Annotated in this window: 13 protein-coding genes; all 13 read right to left on the reverse strand. The window is 59.3% G+C overall.

Annotation, left to right across the window (positions count from 1 at the left end):
* Positions 1-30: 30 nt before the first annotated feature.
* The 13 genes from ACV959_RS14585 to ACV959_RS14645 all read right to left on the reverse strand — a co-directional run bounded on the left by ACV959_RS14585 (position 31) and on the right by ACV959_RS14645 (position 17,070).
* Complete coding sequence (locus tag ACV959_RS14585; protein ID WP_475737292.1) at positions 31-1,137, reverse strand: hypothetical protein; 1,107 nt, start codon at positions 1,135-1,137, stop codon at positions 31-33.
* Positions 1,134-1,691 (reverse strand): hypothetical protein, encoded by a 558-nt coding sequence (locus ACV959_RS14590; protein WP_475737293.1) that lies wholly within the window; start codon positions 1,689-1,691, stop codon positions 1,134-1,136. Before ACV959_RS14590 ends, ACV959_RS14585 begins: the two co-directional genes overlap by 4 nt.
* A complete protein-coding gene (locus ACV959_RS14595) occupies positions 1,684-2,079 on the reverse strand; it encodes a hypothetical protein (RefSeq protein WP_475737294.1) in 396 nt (131 codons plus the stop codon). Before ACV959_RS14595 ends, ACV959_RS14590 begins: the two co-directional genes overlap by 8 nt.
* Positions 2,080-2,214: 135 nt before the next feature.
* On the reverse strand, positions 2,215-3,747 hold the full coding sequence (gene tnpC, locus ACV959_RS14600; protein WP_475736307.1) for an IS66 family transposase: 1,533 nt from the start codon (positions 3,745-3,747) through the stop codon (positions 2,215-2,217).
* A 69-nt stretch (positions 3,748-3,816) separates the two neighbouring features.
* Complete coding sequence (gene tnpB, locus ACV959_RS14605) at positions 3,817-4,173, reverse strand: IS66 family insertion sequence element accessory protein TnpB (protein ID WP_475736306.1); 357 nt, start codon at positions 4,171-4,173, stop codon at positions 3,817-3,819.
* A complete protein-coding gene (gene tnpA, locus ACV959_RS14610) occupies positions 4,170-4,622 on the reverse strand; it encodes an IS66-like element accessory protein TnpA (protein ID WP_475736305.1) in 453 nt (150 codons plus the stop codon). The genes tnpB and tnpA overlap by 4 nt, the downstream gene beginning before the upstream one ends.
* Positions 4,623-4,904: 282 nt before the next feature.
* Positions 4,905-8,222 (reverse strand): DUF499 domain-containing protein, encoded by a 3,318-nt coding sequence (locus ACV959_RS14615; RefSeq protein WP_475737295.1) that lies wholly within the window; start codon positions 8,220-8,222, stop codon positions 4,905-4,907.
* On the reverse strand, positions 8,207-8,701 hold the full coding sequence (locus tag ACV959_RS14620) for a hypothetical protein (protein ID WP_475737296.1): 495 nt from the start codon (positions 8,699-8,701) through the stop codon (positions 8,207-8,209). The genes ACV959_RS14615 and ACV959_RS14620 overlap by 16 nt, the downstream gene beginning before the upstream one ends.
* A gap of 3 nt (positions 8,702-8,704) precedes the next feature.
* Positions 8,705-9,172 carry an AAA family ATPase gene (locus ACV959_RS14625; RefSeq protein WP_475737297.1) on the reverse strand — a complete coding sequence of 156 codons (468 nt, stop codon included), beginning with the start codon at positions 9,170-9,172 and terminating at the stop codon, positions 8,705-8,707.
* Positions 9,173-9,540: 368 nt separating this feature from the next.
* Positions 9,541-10,071, reverse strand: coding sequence for a hypothetical protein (locus ACV959_RS14630; protein ID WP_475737298.1), 531 nt, complete (start codon positions 10,069-10,071; stop codon positions 9,541-9,543).
* Between the two features lie 9 nt (positions 10,072-10,080).
* The gene (locus ACV959_RS14635; RefSeq protein ID WP_475739677.1) at positions 10,081-12,972 is read right to left on the reverse strand and encodes a DUF1156 domain-containing protein; all 2,892 of its coding nucleotides are present in this window, start codon (positions 12,970-12,972) and stop codon (positions 10,081-10,083) included.
* Positions 12,972-13,553, reverse strand: coding sequence for a hypothetical protein (locus tag ACV959_RS14640; protein WP_475737299.1), 582 nt, complete (start codon positions 13,551-13,553; stop codon positions 12,972-12,974). The genes ACV959_RS14635 and ACV959_RS14640 overlap by 1 nt, the downstream gene beginning before the upstream one ends.
* 13 nt (positions 13,554-13,566) lie before the next feature.
* Positions 13,567-17,070 (reverse strand): protein NO VEIN domain-containing protein, encoded by a 3,504-nt coding sequence (locus tag ACV959_RS14645; RefSeq protein ID WP_475737300.1) that lies wholly within the window; start codon positions 17,068-17,070, stop codon positions 13,567-13,569.
* Between the last annotated feature and the right edge of the window lie 104 nt (positions 17,071-17,174).

Raw genomic sequence — 17,174 nt, forward strand, 5'->3', positions numbered from 1 at the left:
ATGGGTCCTATAGCCCTAAAATTGCTTTCATTACTTCTTTAATTCCTTCAGTGAGGTCTTTGGATTATAGTTCTCAATATGTGCAATTCCGTCACAATTAGGATCATCCAGGCACCAACCCCCTCGGGATTTTTTGAAAGCTTTACAAGCATTAGTGTCCCATGGCCCAATATCGATAATACGGACCTTTGGATTAGTTGATGATCCAACAAATGGATTTTTAGTTTCTTTGTAGTTGCTATCGAGACTTCCATAGCAACACGGAAATTCTTTATCCTTCGGAGAGTTCAACCAATATTCCATCTCGTCAGTTTTAAGCAATTGATCAAAGCCGAAGGCCTTCCTTTTCTTATTATAGCAAGCCCATATTACATCCTTGAGCTTCGTTGATCTCCTTTTGAGGCCGACGACATTGATCTCCCAGGCAACTGCTTTTTCTACAGAATCAACAAATTCATACTTATCCTTTGGAGTAAGAAGCATTCGGGCCACCAGGGATGCAGGCCAAGCACCCTCTCGAATTCCAAGTAGATCGCTCACTAATTTGTTCGCTTGCCCAACAACACTTTCCATAAGGGTGGAAACCTGTTTCAATGAAAATTTTACACTGTCCACGTCTTCTTGTGTTCCGACTACGAAGCTTTGGTCGAAATACGGTGCGTGAAAGCCGAGATTCGCATCGGTGCTCATGATTCGTAAAGGTGCGCCGACATCTTCGTAAGGCTTTCTATACCCTGCCATAAACACCCAAGCGCAAGCTGAGAGACAACTGGTGTCAGGCCCCACATACGTGGCAATCCCATGATCCGTCACAACTTTTGCCAGCTCCAGTGCTTCTGAAGGAGAGCCGCCCTTACTGTTCAATACGAGCAGCGGTTGCCTATGGTCGTAATAAAGACCAGTTGCGATGCTGTTTGCTTCCAGTAAACGTATTAGCGCTTTGGCGTCACCTTGTTCGATTTCTCCAGTCAGTCGAACAACGTGAATATCGTCATTCGAATACATAAAGAGCAACTGCGCAGCTTCGAAGTTATCTGCGGTCTCGTTCTTAATGCGCTCATAGCTGAATTCGGCCGCATGCAAAACTCGTATCAAAAAAAACAATTGCACTAGCAACAAGAAGAGATACCTTGTCATTTCAAGGCCTCACACGTATCAACATACTGATTAAATGTAACGCCAAACCCGTCCCACCCAAAATGTTTGCGCAATTCCGAAATGAATCGGGAGGCAACCGAATTAAACCCCGTTATCCGAGAGCAAAAGAAGCTATTTATCGTGTTTTTGTCGCACGCACCAGATTTCTGACATATGTATATGTCTTCAAAATAGCTAGTTGTTCGAAGAAAGCCTAGCAGCATTGCAGCGGATGTATCGTTGGCCCCAAACATGACGCTCTCAAAAATCTTTTGAAAATCTCTTTCTGGCAAGCTATTTTTGTCATTTAGTTTATAAAACTTCTGGTAAGGGGCCAGCCGCAAACCGAACTTCAAGATAAATTCTGATGCATCTGCCTTCAGATACTGTGAATTATATTCCTGCGCTTTTGCAATAGCAGCTCGCTCGACGGCCGCTCTTTGATCGGAAAAATACTGCCAAACCGTAAATGCTAAGACTAGAAAGGCAATAGTCTTTCCTGCTATCTCAATTATATCTTTCGGCGTGAGTTTCGATTCAGTTGAATCAGTCACAACCATACCCCACAATTATAATACGATTACCCCGGTCTGCTTCGAGACGTTTTTTTACGTTCGTTAGAAAACACTCTATTTCGTTGTGGCGCAGCAGAATGACCGCCTTATGGCCCTCTACAACTTCCGAGGCGCGAAGGAGTTTCGAAAAATCGATTTTTTCAAACTCGATCTCTGGGCAGGCCTCCGGTACTAGCGGGAAAGGGTCGAGAGTTACCTTACTATACCTTTTTGCGTTTTCGATTATGCATTTTGCCGATGCTTGTGTTAACGAGACGGTGCGTTCTTGCTGCTCGGCACCACCTGATGATACGGAAGCTAACATCATCGAAATAATGAATGTTCTCAGGAAAATTGCCTGCCCGCGAGAATCAATATTCTTGATCATTAGAGCATCACTGTGATCTTGCGTGGGCGATGGAATAGTCCCAATCCCTCGATATTAGTTTGACGATGAGGACAGTCAAGTGCTGCGCTCATTCGCAAAGAGGTCAATGAGGTCCATCAAGGGTAACCGCTGTTATCAGGCCACGTCTTCGAGAGCGACCGGCTGCGCGTAGGCCCAGGGCATGAGCTCGTCGAGTTTGCTCGCGAGATGGCCATTGATGATCTTCACGAGAACGTCGGCCAAATAGGCCTGCGGATCGACGCCATTGAGCTTGCAGGTCTCGATGAGCGAGGCGACGATCGCCCAATTCTCTGCGCCGCCGTCTGAGCCCGCGAAAAGCGCGTTCTTGCGATTGAGGGCAATGGGGCGGATGGCGCGCTCGACGATGTTGGAGTCGATCTCGATGCGCCCGTCGTCGATGAAGCGCGCCAGGCCGTCCCAACGCGAGAGCGCGTAGCGGATCGCCTCGGCGAGCCTGGTCTTCTGGCTGATCAGCGCGAGCTTTTCACGCAGCCATGGCTCGAGGGCGTCGAGGATCGGGCGGGATTTCTCCTGTCGCGCCGCGCGCCGGTCATCCGGGTTCTGCGCGCGGACGTCGCTCTCGATGGCGTAGAGCGCGCCGATGCGTTCGAGCGCCTCGCTGGCGATCGGCGCAGGACCTGCCGCGGCGAGTTCGTAAAAGCGCCGGCGGACATGGGACCAGCAGAAGGCCAGCGCCACGCTGTTCTTGTGCGCCAGCGCGCGATAGCCAGCGTAACCGTCGACCTGCACGACGCCCGTGAAGCCAGCGAGATGCGCGAGCGGCTGCTCGGACTTTCGGTTTTGCGCATAGACATAGACGGCGATCGGCGGATCGGCGCCGCCCCATGGCCGGTCGTCGCGGGCATAGGCCCAAAGTTGGCCGGTTTTCGTGCGGCCCCGCCCGGGGTCGAGCACCGGCGCCGTCGTCTCGTCGGCGAAGATTTTCGTCGACGACCGGATGTGTTCCAGAAGCCGCTCATGAACGGGCCGCAAATGCCAGGCGGCGCGGCCAACCCAGTCGGCGAGCGTCGAACGGTCGAGGGCGATCCCCTGTCGGGCGTAGATCTGCGCCTGGCGATAAAGCGGCAAGTGATCGGCATATTTGGAGACGAGCACATGGGCGATTGCCGCCTCGGTCGGCAGTCCACCCTCGATCAGCCGCGGCGGGGCCGGCGCCTGCACGATTGCGCCCTCGCAGGCGCGGCAGGCGTATTTGGGACGCCGCGTCACCAGCACCCGGAACTGCGCCGGGACGATGTCGAGCCGCTCGGAGACGTCTTCGCCGATCTTGTGCAGCAGTCCCTTGCAGCAGGGGCAGGCGTAGTCCTCGACATCGACGACGGTCTCGATGCGCGGCAGATGCGCCGGCAGCGCGCCTCGGTTCGTGCGGCGCTTTCTGGACGCCTTCTCGCGTTCGGCGGCGGACTTGGCTTCCCCCTCCGCCGCTGCGCCGGCTTCCGTCTGCTCGACCTCTTCGAGCGCCAGCAGCATCTGGTCATCGGGAAGCGTCTCTGCGCGCCGTCCGAAGCGATGACGCTGCATCTCCTTGATGATCTGAACGAGGCGCTCGTTGCGCGCCCGCTCGGCGAGGAGCATCGCCTTCAGTTCATTCGGATCGTCGGGAAGCGTCTCGACCGCCTGCGCCATAGACACAGAAGACCATATTTTCTGCGGTCTTTCGACGCTCTTCGACGCCCTGATTCATTGTGTCGCAGATCATCCCGCCAAGGCCGGCGCCGGCGTCTCCTTCACGCTGTGGACGCGCCGCCAGTCCAGCCCCTCCAGCAGCGCCGAAAATTGCGCCGCCGACAACCGCATCACCCCGTCTTCGATCTTCGGCCAGCGGAACTCGCCATCCTCCAGCCGCTTGGCGAAGAGGCACACGCCCGTGCCGTCCCAGAAGACCAGCTTGATGCGGTCCGTCCGTTTCGCGCGAAAGACGTAGATCGCGCCGTCGAAGGGATCGCACTGCATCGTCTCGCGCACCAGCGCCGCGAGACCCTCTGCGCCCTTGCGGAAGTCGACAGGCTTCGTCGCCACCATCACGCGCACCGCGCCCGTCGGGCCGATCATTTGGCGACTTTCAACGCCCGGATCACCGCAGCGATGGTCTTCGCTTGCGCGCCGCGTCCGACCCGAACCGTAACGCCGTCAATTTCAAGTTCGATCGTCGGCGTCGAACCAATTTCCTGGTCGACGGCGCGGCGTTTGCGCTTCGCCGGCGGCGCGGGCGCAGGCCCTTGCATGATTGCCGGAACAAACAATGGCGGCGCGCCTGCGTCCGCGCGAGCCTCGGTCTCTTTGCGCGCCTGACGACGCCACGTAAAAAGCTGCTGCGCCGTCAGACCGTGCCGCCGCGCCACTTCACAAACGCTCGCGTCCTCCGCAAAGCTCTCAGCGACGATCGCCGCCTTCTGATCGGAGCCCCACGTTCTCCGGCGTCCCGCGCCCGTGAAAACCTCGATCCGCCGCATCGGAGCTGCTTCAGGCTCCGACATATGCTTACGCTCTGAAATCGACATGTGTCGGAGCCCCTTTCGCTCCGATTATCGTCGCCCCAACTCATTCAAAACAGGTGCGAGCAGAACAGCGCTTACCATCAAGGCATAGCTCCGGGATTAAACACTTCGCAAGCCAACCCCCTGTATCAAATCATCCAACAACGGGCATTTTGGGACAAGGGTAATCACTCTACTCTAGTTGGCCGGCGTAAATGACGTCCATCTCCATCAATCGGAGGAAACAATAGGTTAAGCTTTGGCGACGGATGATTGGCAGACGAGTTTAGTTCAAGGCCATCTTAGTTATCCCTCGAACCCCGTGGACTCTGCCTTGAACTTCAATTGTTTGGCGTTGTCCCGAACGACACTGACTTCGCTGTCATCGAAGCCGTCAGGGGCTTCCGCCTCGATCTCTATCGTTAGCTTGACCTTTGCTCCGTTCGTCCGTTGAAGCTCCATGACGACCGCGTTCAGGATCGCATCGAAAGCCTTGACCGGGCGAACCATGTCGATCTCCACAGACCCATAAAACCGTCTGGGCTTTCGCGGAGTGGTCCCGCCCTGAGGTGGCGCACCCTCTGGCGGTCGATCAACATCGCCACCCGAGGACGGGGTAGGCGCAGGTCCAGGCGTGGCGTCGCTAGTCAGCTGTTGTTGAGCTTCCGCTGCACGCACTAGCAGTGAGGTGGGCGCAAGAAACTCCGGTGGCGCTTTGGCCCAGATCAGCTTGACATACTTCTGCGCCGCCGTGTCGTAGCTGTCGGCAAAGCCAAACTGAGGGTCGAGTTTCCCCACCGCATCCCTGATAGCGGTTTCAAGGACGACACGATCGCGGAGCTTGGGTAGATAGACATAGGCGGCGAACCAGTCGACTATCTCCGGGACTGGCAGGTGGGGCCGATCGTCAGGCCACAAGGGCTTCAGCGCCAACCAGAGACGCTCCGCGCCCAGTTTTTCGAGTGCGATGCCGTCAGCCTTCACCTTCTCATAGACGACCGATGGAATTGCCGCGCGCTCACGTGCTGAGATGAGGCTGTGCTCGAGTTCAAAGGGCTTGCCCGCTGTCTCGCTCTTTATCGGGTAGAGGATGTGGCTCCATGCGGCGCGCACTGCTTTTCGCGCAGCCTCTTGGTTTGTCCTCGCCTTCTCCTGCGCATCCTTAGTTTGAGCCGTTGTCATCGTCTCTTTGAGGCGCTCGTCCTTGTCGATCGAGGCCCAGGCCATGGCCTTACGCATGACCTCTCTCGCCGTGGAGAGGTTGGCTTCATCTGCGGCGATGAAAATGAGAGTGTTGCGCAAGCGGCGCTGTGAGGCCCCGCGTCTCATCAGAGTGTCGGCGGCTGCGTCAGTCGCTGGGGTCTTGCCGACGCCTTTTCCAGCATGAGGGAGCGTTGATCCCAGGATCACCAGCGACAGCGCGCTTGCTTCTTCAATCGCGACAGGGTCATCAGGGGCTGCAAAAACCCGGTCAAAGCCGCCTTTTGTCCCTGCGTCTGCTCGCAGGATGTCCGCGATCGCGGCGTCGACTTCATGGTCGGGAAAAGCCTTGGCGCGGTCCTCCGCGAGACGGTTGAGCGTCGGCTGCGTCGAGAACCAGTAGCGGCCAGCCTCCTCGTAGAGATAGGTCGCGCGCTCGGTGAGTTCGCGCAGCGCTTCGCCGAAGATCGCGAGCTGATCGCCCGGCTCGGCGCAGGCGAGCCGTAGCCCTTGCCCGGTGAGGCCGGCGTTGGGCTGACCGACCAGCGGCGCCGAGCACAGGAAGACCGCGCGCGCCGCACGCGTCGCAGCTCGCGCCTGAGAAATCCGCCGCGAGGGATTGGCTTCCATGCGACTCGGCAAGGACCCCTCGCCATCGACCTCTTTGTCGACCACGGAACTAAAGTGAGGATCGAGCGGATATAGCACGCTGGCGCGGACGCGCTCGTGCGCGACCGGCACGCGCGCCGGCGTTATCAGCGGATCATTCGCCCGTTCATGCCACAGCACGCCCACCACATTGGCCATGAAGCGCAGCACGCCGCGCGTTCGCTGGAACTTTTCGAGGCTGGCCCAGTCTTTCGCCAAGCGATCGAACAGCTCGGGGTGGATCGGGTAGGAAAGCCGAAGCAATTCGAGGCAACGCGCTTCCTTGGCCTCCGGGGGGAACTCGGCAGGGTTCTTTTTGTAGAGGTCGTGGAAGGCCTTGACCGTCTCATCTCGCGCCTTTTCCCCTTCTGCGTCGAGCGGCTGAAATAACCGGCGGCGGATGATCTCATAGGTTTCGTCGCCGGACGCGGGCAGCCAGGCCGACTGCACGCGGCCAAAAATCTTTTCGAGCCGCAGCAGCGCCGCGGCGCCGCGCGGACCGCCAGCCTCGGCGTCGCTCTCGGGGAGCGAGCCGACGATAAGGACGCCGGGGACCATCTTCGCCGCTTCCGTTAGCGACTGGATGAAGGACAGGAAAGCCTCGAAGCGGTCGTCGTCGAGCTGGCGGGCGAACATGGTCAGCTCGTCGAGCAGGATCACGCTCGGGCCCGCCAGCTTGAAGACCTCGACCATCAGTTCCGAGCCGGGACTGGTGCGCGCCGCCTCCGCCTCGGCGATGAGCTTCAACCCCGCCTCACCGGCGATCCGCCAGGCGATATAGCCCCACAGCGTATGAACGCGCGGCCCGTCCTTGAGGTTCAGCGAGACGTCGGCGCCCTTGGACGAGCCGACAAAGACCGTGACTTGCGGCTTGGGTAATTTCGTGACGCCCGCGCGGTCGAGAATTTCCGCGAGGCCAGCCAAAGCGCGCGGATCACCGCCTTCCCGCAGATGTTTCACGAGGTGGAAGATCGCAAGCATTGTATGCGTCTTGCCGCCGCCGAAAGCGGTTTGCAGGCCGATCACCGGATCACCGCCCGCTCGCGCGAGACGTTGCACGGCGGAGGTCAGCACGCGCTTCAGGCCCTCCGTCAGGAAGGTCATGGCAAAGAAGGCGGCCGGCGTCGCATAGCCTTCGCCGGCATGGCCCGCATCGACGGCGAAGAGGTCGGCCGCGAACTCCGCCTCCTTGAAGCGGTTGGCGATCACGTCGGGGTGGGGGAGCGCCACCTCGATCCACGGCTTCAACGCCTTTGTCGCCCCCTCGGCGCCCGACAAATCCAGTTGGGGCGGGGGCTGGGGAGCGGGCGTCGGCTCCGGCGTGCGGGCAACGCCGGATTGGCGTTGCTCGTCATAGAGCTTCTTCAGCTCAGCGATCTCGCTCTCGGGAGCCTTAACGAGCTTCAGGAGCTGGTGCATGGCGTCGAGATAGCGCAGCGCCTCGTCGTCTTGCAGGCCGATGGCGAGATGCGCGGTGGCGTTGCGAGCCTCAAGGCACATGGAGGCGAAGCTCCTCGCCTTGTGTTTTTCGCTGCGACCAAAGGCGTCGTCGAAGGCCTCACGCCAGTTGTCGAGCATGGTCTTGACCAGAGCATAGGCGTCGAGTGGGCCGTTCGGCGGCGAGCCCTGCGCGCGGCTGGCGTAATGACGCCAGTTCGCGCCGTGGATGTTCTTCGTCCGCGCTTCGACGAAGGGCGCGAGGCCTTTTTGCAGGTGGAAAAGCCCGCCCTGAACTCGTTGCAGCGTTTCTTTTTCCGTGCTCATGTCTCGAACCATTTGGTCATGTCGCAACCACACAGGTTTTCAACGCTTATTCCACAAGCTGTGAGGGTTTCTGCGCTATGAATCCAGTCGCTGTCGGTCGCGTTCGCCACTGGCGTATTAGTTTTCTTGGCCAGTGCAGCAAACTTGCGGTCACTCGGGTCGAAGCCCGAGTCAATTAACGGGTGCGGCAAGTCTGCATATTCGCTCTCCTCGAAAGGGAGCTCGACCCGTTCGACTCTGTCGGGCGAACTGTTGATAATAGCAAGATAGAAACGATCACCGACCCCCGGCTGGCCCCTTGGGCTCAGGTACCTGCGGTATTCGTCCTGCACAGCGCCCTCCAAATCCAGCACGATTTTTCCATTGTCCAGCAGTTCTATTAAGAAGGCGACCGCCTTGCTGCGACATTCGATTGTGGGCGGCCTCTCCTCCGGGCTTTCGCTTGAACCGTTGGCTACGATTGCGACGTTTGTATCCACGATAAACCGCATCGCTTATTTCCGACTCATGCGCTTCAAACGAGCAAGTTCGGCCTGGGCTGTTTCGTTGAATGCGTCGCCCATGAATTTGTCTGGCCAATTGCGAATGTTACCGAGAATATCGACTTCAAGCGGAGTCAGAGAAGATTCTCCCTCCGGCGCGTCACAGAAATACAGTTTGACGTCGCCAGAAGAGATCGCTTCCTCGGCGATACGGCGCTGTAAGCGCAGCAGAAGATGTTCGGAATGACTCTCCAGAAACACCTGGACCCGTCGTTGAGTAGCGGCCTGAATGATAACGTCCGCAAGAGCTGCCTGAGCCAAAGGGTGCAAGTGAATTTCCGGCTGTTCCAAAATGACGGTAGAGCCTTCCGGCACATACTGGAGCAAAGGATGACTGGCAGTACTTGAGAAATGCCAAAACCGACATCTGTTAGGAGCACTTCGCTTGCGCCAGCGCGAGTCTGAACGAGAGCTTGCCACCGGCTAGAACCCTCCCTGATTTCCTCCACCCGGAAGCTTTCAATAAGCCCCATTTCCCGTAGCCAGTAAGCAATCATCTCCTGAAATGGGACAAAGCGGCGGGAGTTGGCTTTAAGCTTGCGTTTTTCGCCTGCCGAAGTCGCCGCAAGGATTGCATCAATGGCCTTTTCGCCACGTCGACCAACGTCAGTGGGCCTCGACCGCGCCCAAAGATAATCGCGTTGTGGAAACTCACGAAGCGGCCCTAAATAATAAAGGCGGTCAAGTTGTGCTTCGTACGCGACCTCTAGGTCTGCGAGGAAACCAGCGTTTTGATAGTACGTTCTTGCTTGGTCCGGGAATGCATAAGACTTCACAGGACCCGGCAATTACCAGGCTCGTCCTGGGTTGCGAATGAACTTGAATGTAGCTCGGCCCTCGTCGGAACTCTTCGCTTTTAGCTCGAACTTCTGCGCCGCGTCTTTTTTCGCCGAGAGTGTGAAATTCATGCATCCAATCTTGTAAGTTAGGCTCAAAGCTCTTGGCGCTTGCTTGTCTATGATGATTGAGGCGGAAAGACTTAAGCATGACCCGGTCGCAATCTCAGATTTCCGTTTGCCCGAAGCGTCGCTGAGAGACAGCGGCTCGTCCAGATCAAAAGAAACGGTCCACTCAATCATGTTATCAAGCGAATGCCGATGAATTATGTCGGTGATCGTTCCAAGTTGAACAAGGTCTCCGTTAAGCTCCAATGCCGTAGCGCGATCAGTTGCGTCCTTTGTTTGTTTCAGCATAAGCAAGAACTGAATGACACTCGTCTTGCCCGACGAGTTTGCACCGAAAACCCCTCTTATTCTGGCGCATGGCATGTCGAGTCGACACCACGACTTGAAGTTTTTGAAACCGACCCTGGCCAACATGACCCGCCCTCAGAACAGTTCCGCCTGCGTGGCCCTGATGGGCGCGCGCGTTTCAATGTCAGACGCCATGTCTTCGAGTTTCGGCCATTCCTGCGCGAGTTCGTTGTAGACCAGCGCCTCGGCGGCCCAGCCTTTCTGCGTCGCGATCTCGAACAGGCGATAGGCGAGCGCGCGGGCGTCGGCGCTCTTGGAGCCCATCTCTGCGACGAGGCGGCCCGCCGCCGCGCCGCCGCCTTCCTCAGCATTAAGCACGCGAGCTGTGTGCTGCACGCATTCCCAGACGGTCAGCGTCTTGTCGGTCGCCGGCGTCCACTCCTCGGGCAGCTTTTCGCGAGGCGTCAAGGCCGCCTTGCCGCGCAAGTCCTCGAACACGCCGGACGCGAAGAGAGCGTCGACGGGTATGTTCTTGGCGTTGGCCAGGGTGATGAGTTCGCCGGAGGGCTTGGCGTCGAAGCCATAGGTCGCGAACCAGGCGAGAGCCACTTGCGTTTCGGCGTCGAAGGCGGCGTCGAGTTCCTGGTCGATCTCCTCCCAAACACGGTTGATCAGCGCCAGCGCGGTTTTTACGCTCATGGCGCTGTCGTCGTCTTCCAGAACTTTGGCGTGACGCGAGAAGACGCCCATGCCGGGGCCGATGACGGATTGCTGCATGTCCACTGGTCCAACGCCCGCCTTACGGATGTCGTCAATGGCTTCGGGAAGCTCCTTGCGAAGGGTGCGGATAAAGTCCGCTCGAGTGATGGTTGAGGCAGAAAAGGCGCGCTTTCGGCAGACGAGGACGATGGAGGATGCAAGGACGTTGGTGCCCTGGCCAACCATGCGAGTTGCCATTTCGGTACGTAGTGGCCAAGTGCCGTCAATGACCAGCCCGGCATCCACCATTGCTTGCAGGAAACTTGCCCAGCCGGCGGAGGTTATACCATCCGCAGCCGCTTCGGCTTGCTTGAATGCATAGTAGATAGCCAGCGGCTCGCCATCAGTGGCCGCCTTACGCATCGCAGTCAGCGCCTGTTCCATGCCTTCCATAAAGAAGGCCTCGGCTTGATCCCTGCCGCCATGACGATAAGGGGTGGCGACCAGTTCCTGTTCCTTCGGCGTCGTCAACCGTCGGAACAATTCCGGCCACGTCCGCACAAGTGATCTGCGTAGCCAGACGTAGAAAAAATCCGACAAATCTGCGTAACCAACGTTGTCGTAGTAGGGCGGGTCAGTTGAAATAAGGATGGGTTCAGAAGAATACGAATTTTTCGTTGCGTCAGTCGAACGAATTACGGCTAATGTTTTGTTTGCAAATGCGAGAGCGTTCACAGCCATCTCATAACCAGAGTCAAGGCTGCCAGTGGCCTCCCCTAGGAGATTCGTCTCAGCGTAATCCCACACCATTGGCAATGCTTGCCGACCGAACGCATGCTGCGCTTTCGGACCAACAGGATTCCAGCGTGTAAGCGAATTGCCTCCCATTGCGGAGCGGTCCACAGCCAGACCCAAATAGGTTGCCACTGCATCCGCATACGCTAAAGCACCGGTACCGTCTGCGTTGAGAGGAACGGCGTCATCGGCAAGGCCGGCCGCGCGGGCGTCGGCAAACGCCTTTTCGCGTGCTTCCGAGACCAGATCGGAAAAGGTCGTCAGCGCGACGAGCTGGCGGGGGGTGAAGAGCGAGGCGAAGGTGCTCAACCCATACTGGACTGTCCAAAAGTTTCTCGGATCGTTCGGCAACTCGCCTTCCGGCTCCCAGGCAGGTTTGGCAGTCCCTGCGAGTGCCTCTTGATCTGGGGTCGGGCTTAAGTAGACGCGGGATCGGTTCCCCTCGGCGACGACTGCCATGAGGCGAGCCCCCATGCGTCCGGCCATTCCCTCCGCTTTTACGTGCCCCCCGTTGATCGCCGCGCCGCTGAGAATGCAGGCGAAGTTGGAGCCCCGCCCGGTCTTCGTCCCCTTCTTGAGCCGCTCCTCGTCGGTCTTCGTGAGCGCCCCCGTCCTCACCTCGAAGCGCCAGCCGTCCGGCGCTTTCGCGTCGATCATCGGCTCGACCCAGGCCTTCTTGCCCTCCTTGGTGGAGAGCATGAAGGAGGAGACGAGCGGGACCATCGCGCCCTTCGCCGCCGGATCGGGCGATCGCACCGTGCGCGCCCAGAGCCAGGCGATGACGGTCGCCGCCGACCCATCCGGCAGCATCGCCTTGGGATAAAGATGTCCGATGCGCTTCTCGGCCTCGTCGCGCATCCATTGGCCGTAATAGCGCACATCCTCGGCGAGGCCCTGGGCGCCCTTGCCGTTCCACTTGCCACCATGCGCGAGTTCGGCCCGCGACTTCGGGTTCACCGGCGGCAGGCCGGCGAATTTGGGCGGGATTTCAACCAACGCCTTGCCGATCAGCACAGCGACAGGGTTGAGGTCCGAGCCATAGGCGCGCAAACCGAGCCGCTGCGCCTCCAGCGGGATCGATCCTCCGCCCGAGAAGGGGTCATAGACCGGCGGCGCCTTGGTCTGGAGATAATCGAGGATGGCCTTGCCATCGTCCTTCGGCGGCGGCTCCTCGCCAAGCCCCCAAGCCACCGACCGCGCGATCTCCCACCGCGCGGCGTTTAGAATACGCTCGTCGTTCGAGGCTTCCCAGGGGACCATCTCCTCGATGATCTTGTGCAGCCGCCGGCGCTCATGGTCCTGCGCCTCCTCGGTGGGAAAGCGATCCGGCCAGGCTGAGGGGTCGTCCACCAGTTGCGCAAAAAGCACCGCCCGGCACGCGGCGAGCGGTCGCCGCGCCCACCACAGATGCAGGGTGGAGGGATGGCCATGCCGGATCGATTTCTCCCGCGCCGAAGCGGCATTGATGGCTTCGAGCGGGAGGGAAATTTCGATGAGTTTTTTTCGAGACGGTTTTTCGTTCTGCAAGTTCATCAAGGCCAGTTCCGTATCATATGCGCCAACACGCCGTTTAAGATCGTGGCAGCCTCTTTGTCATATTGATCTATCAGTTGGCGGAGATTGACCCGCTGGTGCTGAACATCTGGGAACGTCCCGCTCGCGTTCGAGCCTGTCTGATACTGCTCATAGGTTACTTGTTCCAAATTACCGAACGCGCGACCTAGAAAGGTTCGCTTCGGCCTCGTCGGCGACCCCTGCGCTGCCGGATGGCCTGCAAGCTCATTGCGCAGGCTACGGATTTGTTGCCATGCCGAGCTATTGAGCCGTTTCGGCAATTGCTGAGCAGTTATCGCCTGATACAGTTCGCTTACCGCGTCCTGCTGGATGATCAACGCCTGCAACGTCCCCCAAAATTCTATGTATGCCTGCATCGGGTCTCTTGAAAAGCCTCGCCCGCAAAGCGCAAAGACTGCCTCCGCAGTATCTTGGATAAGATATTTTGATGTATAGAACGCCGCGTATCGGTCACCCAACTTAATGAAGGCATTTAAAAAGTTGGAATGCTGACTTGCATGCTGCTCAATTGCATCTCTTGCGAGTAACGTCTGTTGCATTCTTGCTCTCTACTCAGTGCGGGGGCTGACCGACTGAAAGCAAATCAGTCATGCTAAAGACCACGGCCGTCTCGGCGAAGCCTAAGTCTCTGTTGAAGAACCGCCGCACATAGACGGGCTCATGCGCGAAACCCGATTCGGCCCGGACGATGGCGAGGATGAAAGCCTCCGGCGCGTTCAAGGAAGCTAGGATTTCGTTTTTCGTCAGGATTAACTCTCGCCCCTCGGCATGACGCCCCTTCACCTCTATGAAGCGCAAATGCCCGGATTGGCCGTCTCGGCTTTCAATGTCCCAGCCTTTCTTCTCGGCCGAAACATCGCGTGGCTCGTGTCCCAGCGCGCGCTCGGCGGCGATGACCGCCTCCATGGCGAGGCGCTCGATCTCCGCCCGGGCGATTGGGTCCTCGGCAAAACCATCGGGCTTGGCTTCCTGGGGCGCAATCCGCGCGCGCAGGAGACCGGCCGGGATCACGAGCGCCGCCCCTTTGAGCACCGGCGGCAGCGCCGAAATCTGCCGCTCGCGATCCAATTCCGCCTGGCGTCTATGGAGCCGCTCGACCAGCCGGGCCGCTGTCGCCTCCGCATTCTGTGCATTGATTCGCTGCTCCTTGCCAGCGCGTTCTTCCTCTCGTAGCCGGGCAGCGCGGGCATCCCAATAGTTGATCTCGCGCGTTAAACGTGCGCGGACCTCTCGCTCGACCTTGTCGATCTCCGCGATGCGGCGCGTTCGCACCTCGTTGAGATGTTCGGGCACGAGGGCGCGGATGGCGTAGCCGAGCGCCTGCCGCTCGACATTTCCGGCAAGCCAGGACGCCGTGATCGCGTCCTCGACGGCGATTCGCTCCTGCGGCGTGATGGGGCGGCAATCGAGATAAGGAGCCGGCCCGCCGTCTGTCGCGGACCCATCCTCCTTCAGGAAGATAAATTGAAGCCGCTGAGACACGGCGCGCGCCTCGCCCGAGCGGCTGGCGCGCCCGTCCCGGATCGCATGTTCGAGGTAGACCAATAGACGCGGCTCGACGCCCTCATCGGCGTCGTCGACGAGCACTGCGCCTTGGGACAGCAATGGCTGAAAGCGTTCGAGGACGACATCGACCAGGGCTTCGAGAAGGGGATGGCCGGGCGCGACCACTTCGGCCTGCGGCTGACCGGCAATGAGAGATTTCTCGAAGGTGATCCGCGCGTAGCGATCGAGCACGGGGTCAGAGCGGCCGATTAAACGGTCCCGTTCCTTGAGGATCGAGGGGGCGCGTAAAATCTCGTATCGACCCTTCTCCCGCTCAGAAATCCGTCCGCCGAGCATGGTGAAAGCCTCTCGGAAAAAGGCTCCGATGAAATGTGGCTGAAGCCGCCGCGCGGCTGCGCGCTCCATCTGCTCCCGGATTTCTGCCACGGCACCCGGGTTCATACCCTCGGAGGTGAGCTTGCGCTCCTCGACGAGCTTTTCGATCGCCCCGACATCGACCGCGCCGTCGACCTTGCGGAAGAGTTCGGCCTTCACCTCCGGCCGGTCCCCGTAGCGGATGGCGTCGACAAGGAGGTCGCGGAGCGCATGTCCCTCGAAGAGTTCCCCGAGGACGTCATAGACCTTGCCGCCCAACGCGGCGCGCGCCTCTTCGAGCTTCTCCAGCAAGCGCCGATAAACTTCGCCCTCGCGCGTGTTCGCCGCGCAGAGGTTCCACAGATGGCAGACTTCGGTCTGGCCGATACGATGAATGCGGCCGAAGCGCTGTTCGAGGCGGTTGGGGTTCCACGGCAGGTCGTAATTGACCATGAGATGCGCGCCGCGCTGCAAGTTGACGCCCTCGCCAGCCGCGTCGTTGGCGATCATGATGCGCACCAAGGGGTCCGAGTTGAACGCAGCGATCGCCGCTCGGCGGGCCTCTCTCGCAACTCCTCCGTGGATAACGACGACGGCGCTCGGGTCACCGACACGAGAAGCGATTTTTTGTTGTAGATATTCGAGCGTGTCCTTTGGCTCGGTGAAGATCAGCACCTTACGCCGCAGCCCCGTGGCTCGATCGAGCATCATGGGCTCGTCGAGAATGGATTCAAGCTGGTGCCATTTCGTATCGTGGCCCGACAGCTTTAACCGAAGGGCGCGATCTTCGAGGTCCTTCAAGATCGTGATCTCGGCTTCAAGCTCAGCGAGCGTCGCGGCGGCCGTGGCCCGATCGACAAGCGCCTCTTCGGTGGCCTCCGTCTCGGCCCCCGTCGCCTCTTCAATATCGTCTGGGTCGTAAGATGGCAGCCCCTCGACGCCTCCCAGAGGCGCAGAACCACCACCTCGCATCAGGCGCTCTTCCCGCAGCCGCTCTTCAAGCCGCTTGCGGCGGCGTTCGAGGGAACGATGAATGGCGGCCGGCGAAGAAGCAAGGCGACGCTGGAGGATTTGCAGGGCAAAGCCGACATTCGAGCGTCTCTTGTCGTCCCCGGTTCGATCGGCGCGGTTCATTTCCTCCCGGACATAGGTCGTGACCGCCTGATAGAGGTCCGCCTCGTCCGGCGAAAGCGCGTAACTGGCGGTATAGGCGCATCGTTCTGGAAAGAGCGGCGTTCCGTCGAAGCGATAAAGTTCTTCCTTGGTTAGCCTCCGCATCATGTCCGATACGTCGGCCTTGTGGACCCCCTCACGGAAACGCCCCTCGAAGCGATCAGCGTCCAACAGCCCCATGAAGAGCTGAAAATCCGCCTCCTTGCCGTTGTGCGGCGTGGCCGACATCAGAAGGAAGTTTCGCGTCCGGCCCCCCAAGAGCTTGCCGAGCTTGTGCCGCTGGGTTTCCTTGATCTCGCCACCGAAATAGGAGGCGGCCATACGGTGGGCCTCGTCACAGATGATGAGGTCCCAGTCGCCGGCGGCGTCGAGCTTCGCCTTGATCTCGTCCGACCGCGCCGCCATGTCGAGACGCATGATCAGGCGATTTTTTTCTATAAAGGGATTGCCCGTGACCGACGCCTCGATCTGATCTCTTGTCAAGACATCGAAGTGTAGGCCGAATTTTTCGGCCATCTCGTCCTGCCACTGCTCTACAAGCCCGCCCGGAGCGACGATCAGACAGCGCTCCAGGTCGCCGCGAATCAGCAACTCCTTGATCAGGAGGCCGGCCATCACGGTCTTGCCGGCGCCTGGGTCGTCCGCGAGCAGGAAGCGCAAGGGCTGGCGCGGCAGCATCTCGCCATAAACGGCGGTTATCTGATGCGGCAGGGCCTCGATTTGGGACGACGTGACAGCCAGATAGGGGTCGAACAGATAGGCAAGTCGAATGCGATAGGCCTCTGACGCCAAACGAAGAAGCCCGGCGTCGGCGTCAAAGGCATAGGCGTGGCCTGCCTCTATAAACTCGAAACCCGCCTCTTCGCCCCGGTAGACCAAGCGCTCGGACACCTTGCCTCCGGCGCGGAAGACGAGATTGAGCGCATCGGCCCCAAACCGGGAGACGGAAACGATCTCGGCAATCCCAGAGGGGTCAAGGCCTCGGATACGGGCCCCAGGCTTTATCTGATCGAACTCGCTCATAGAGCGAGGTATAACGGATCGTCCTCCGCTCGGTCGAGAACCGAAATCCCGACCGAGGGAGAGGCCCCAGAGCGCTGGCCCCGGGATCAAAGGCCCGTTTGCCC

The sequence above is a fragment of the Methylocystis sp. Se48 genome (assembly GCF_056269425.1).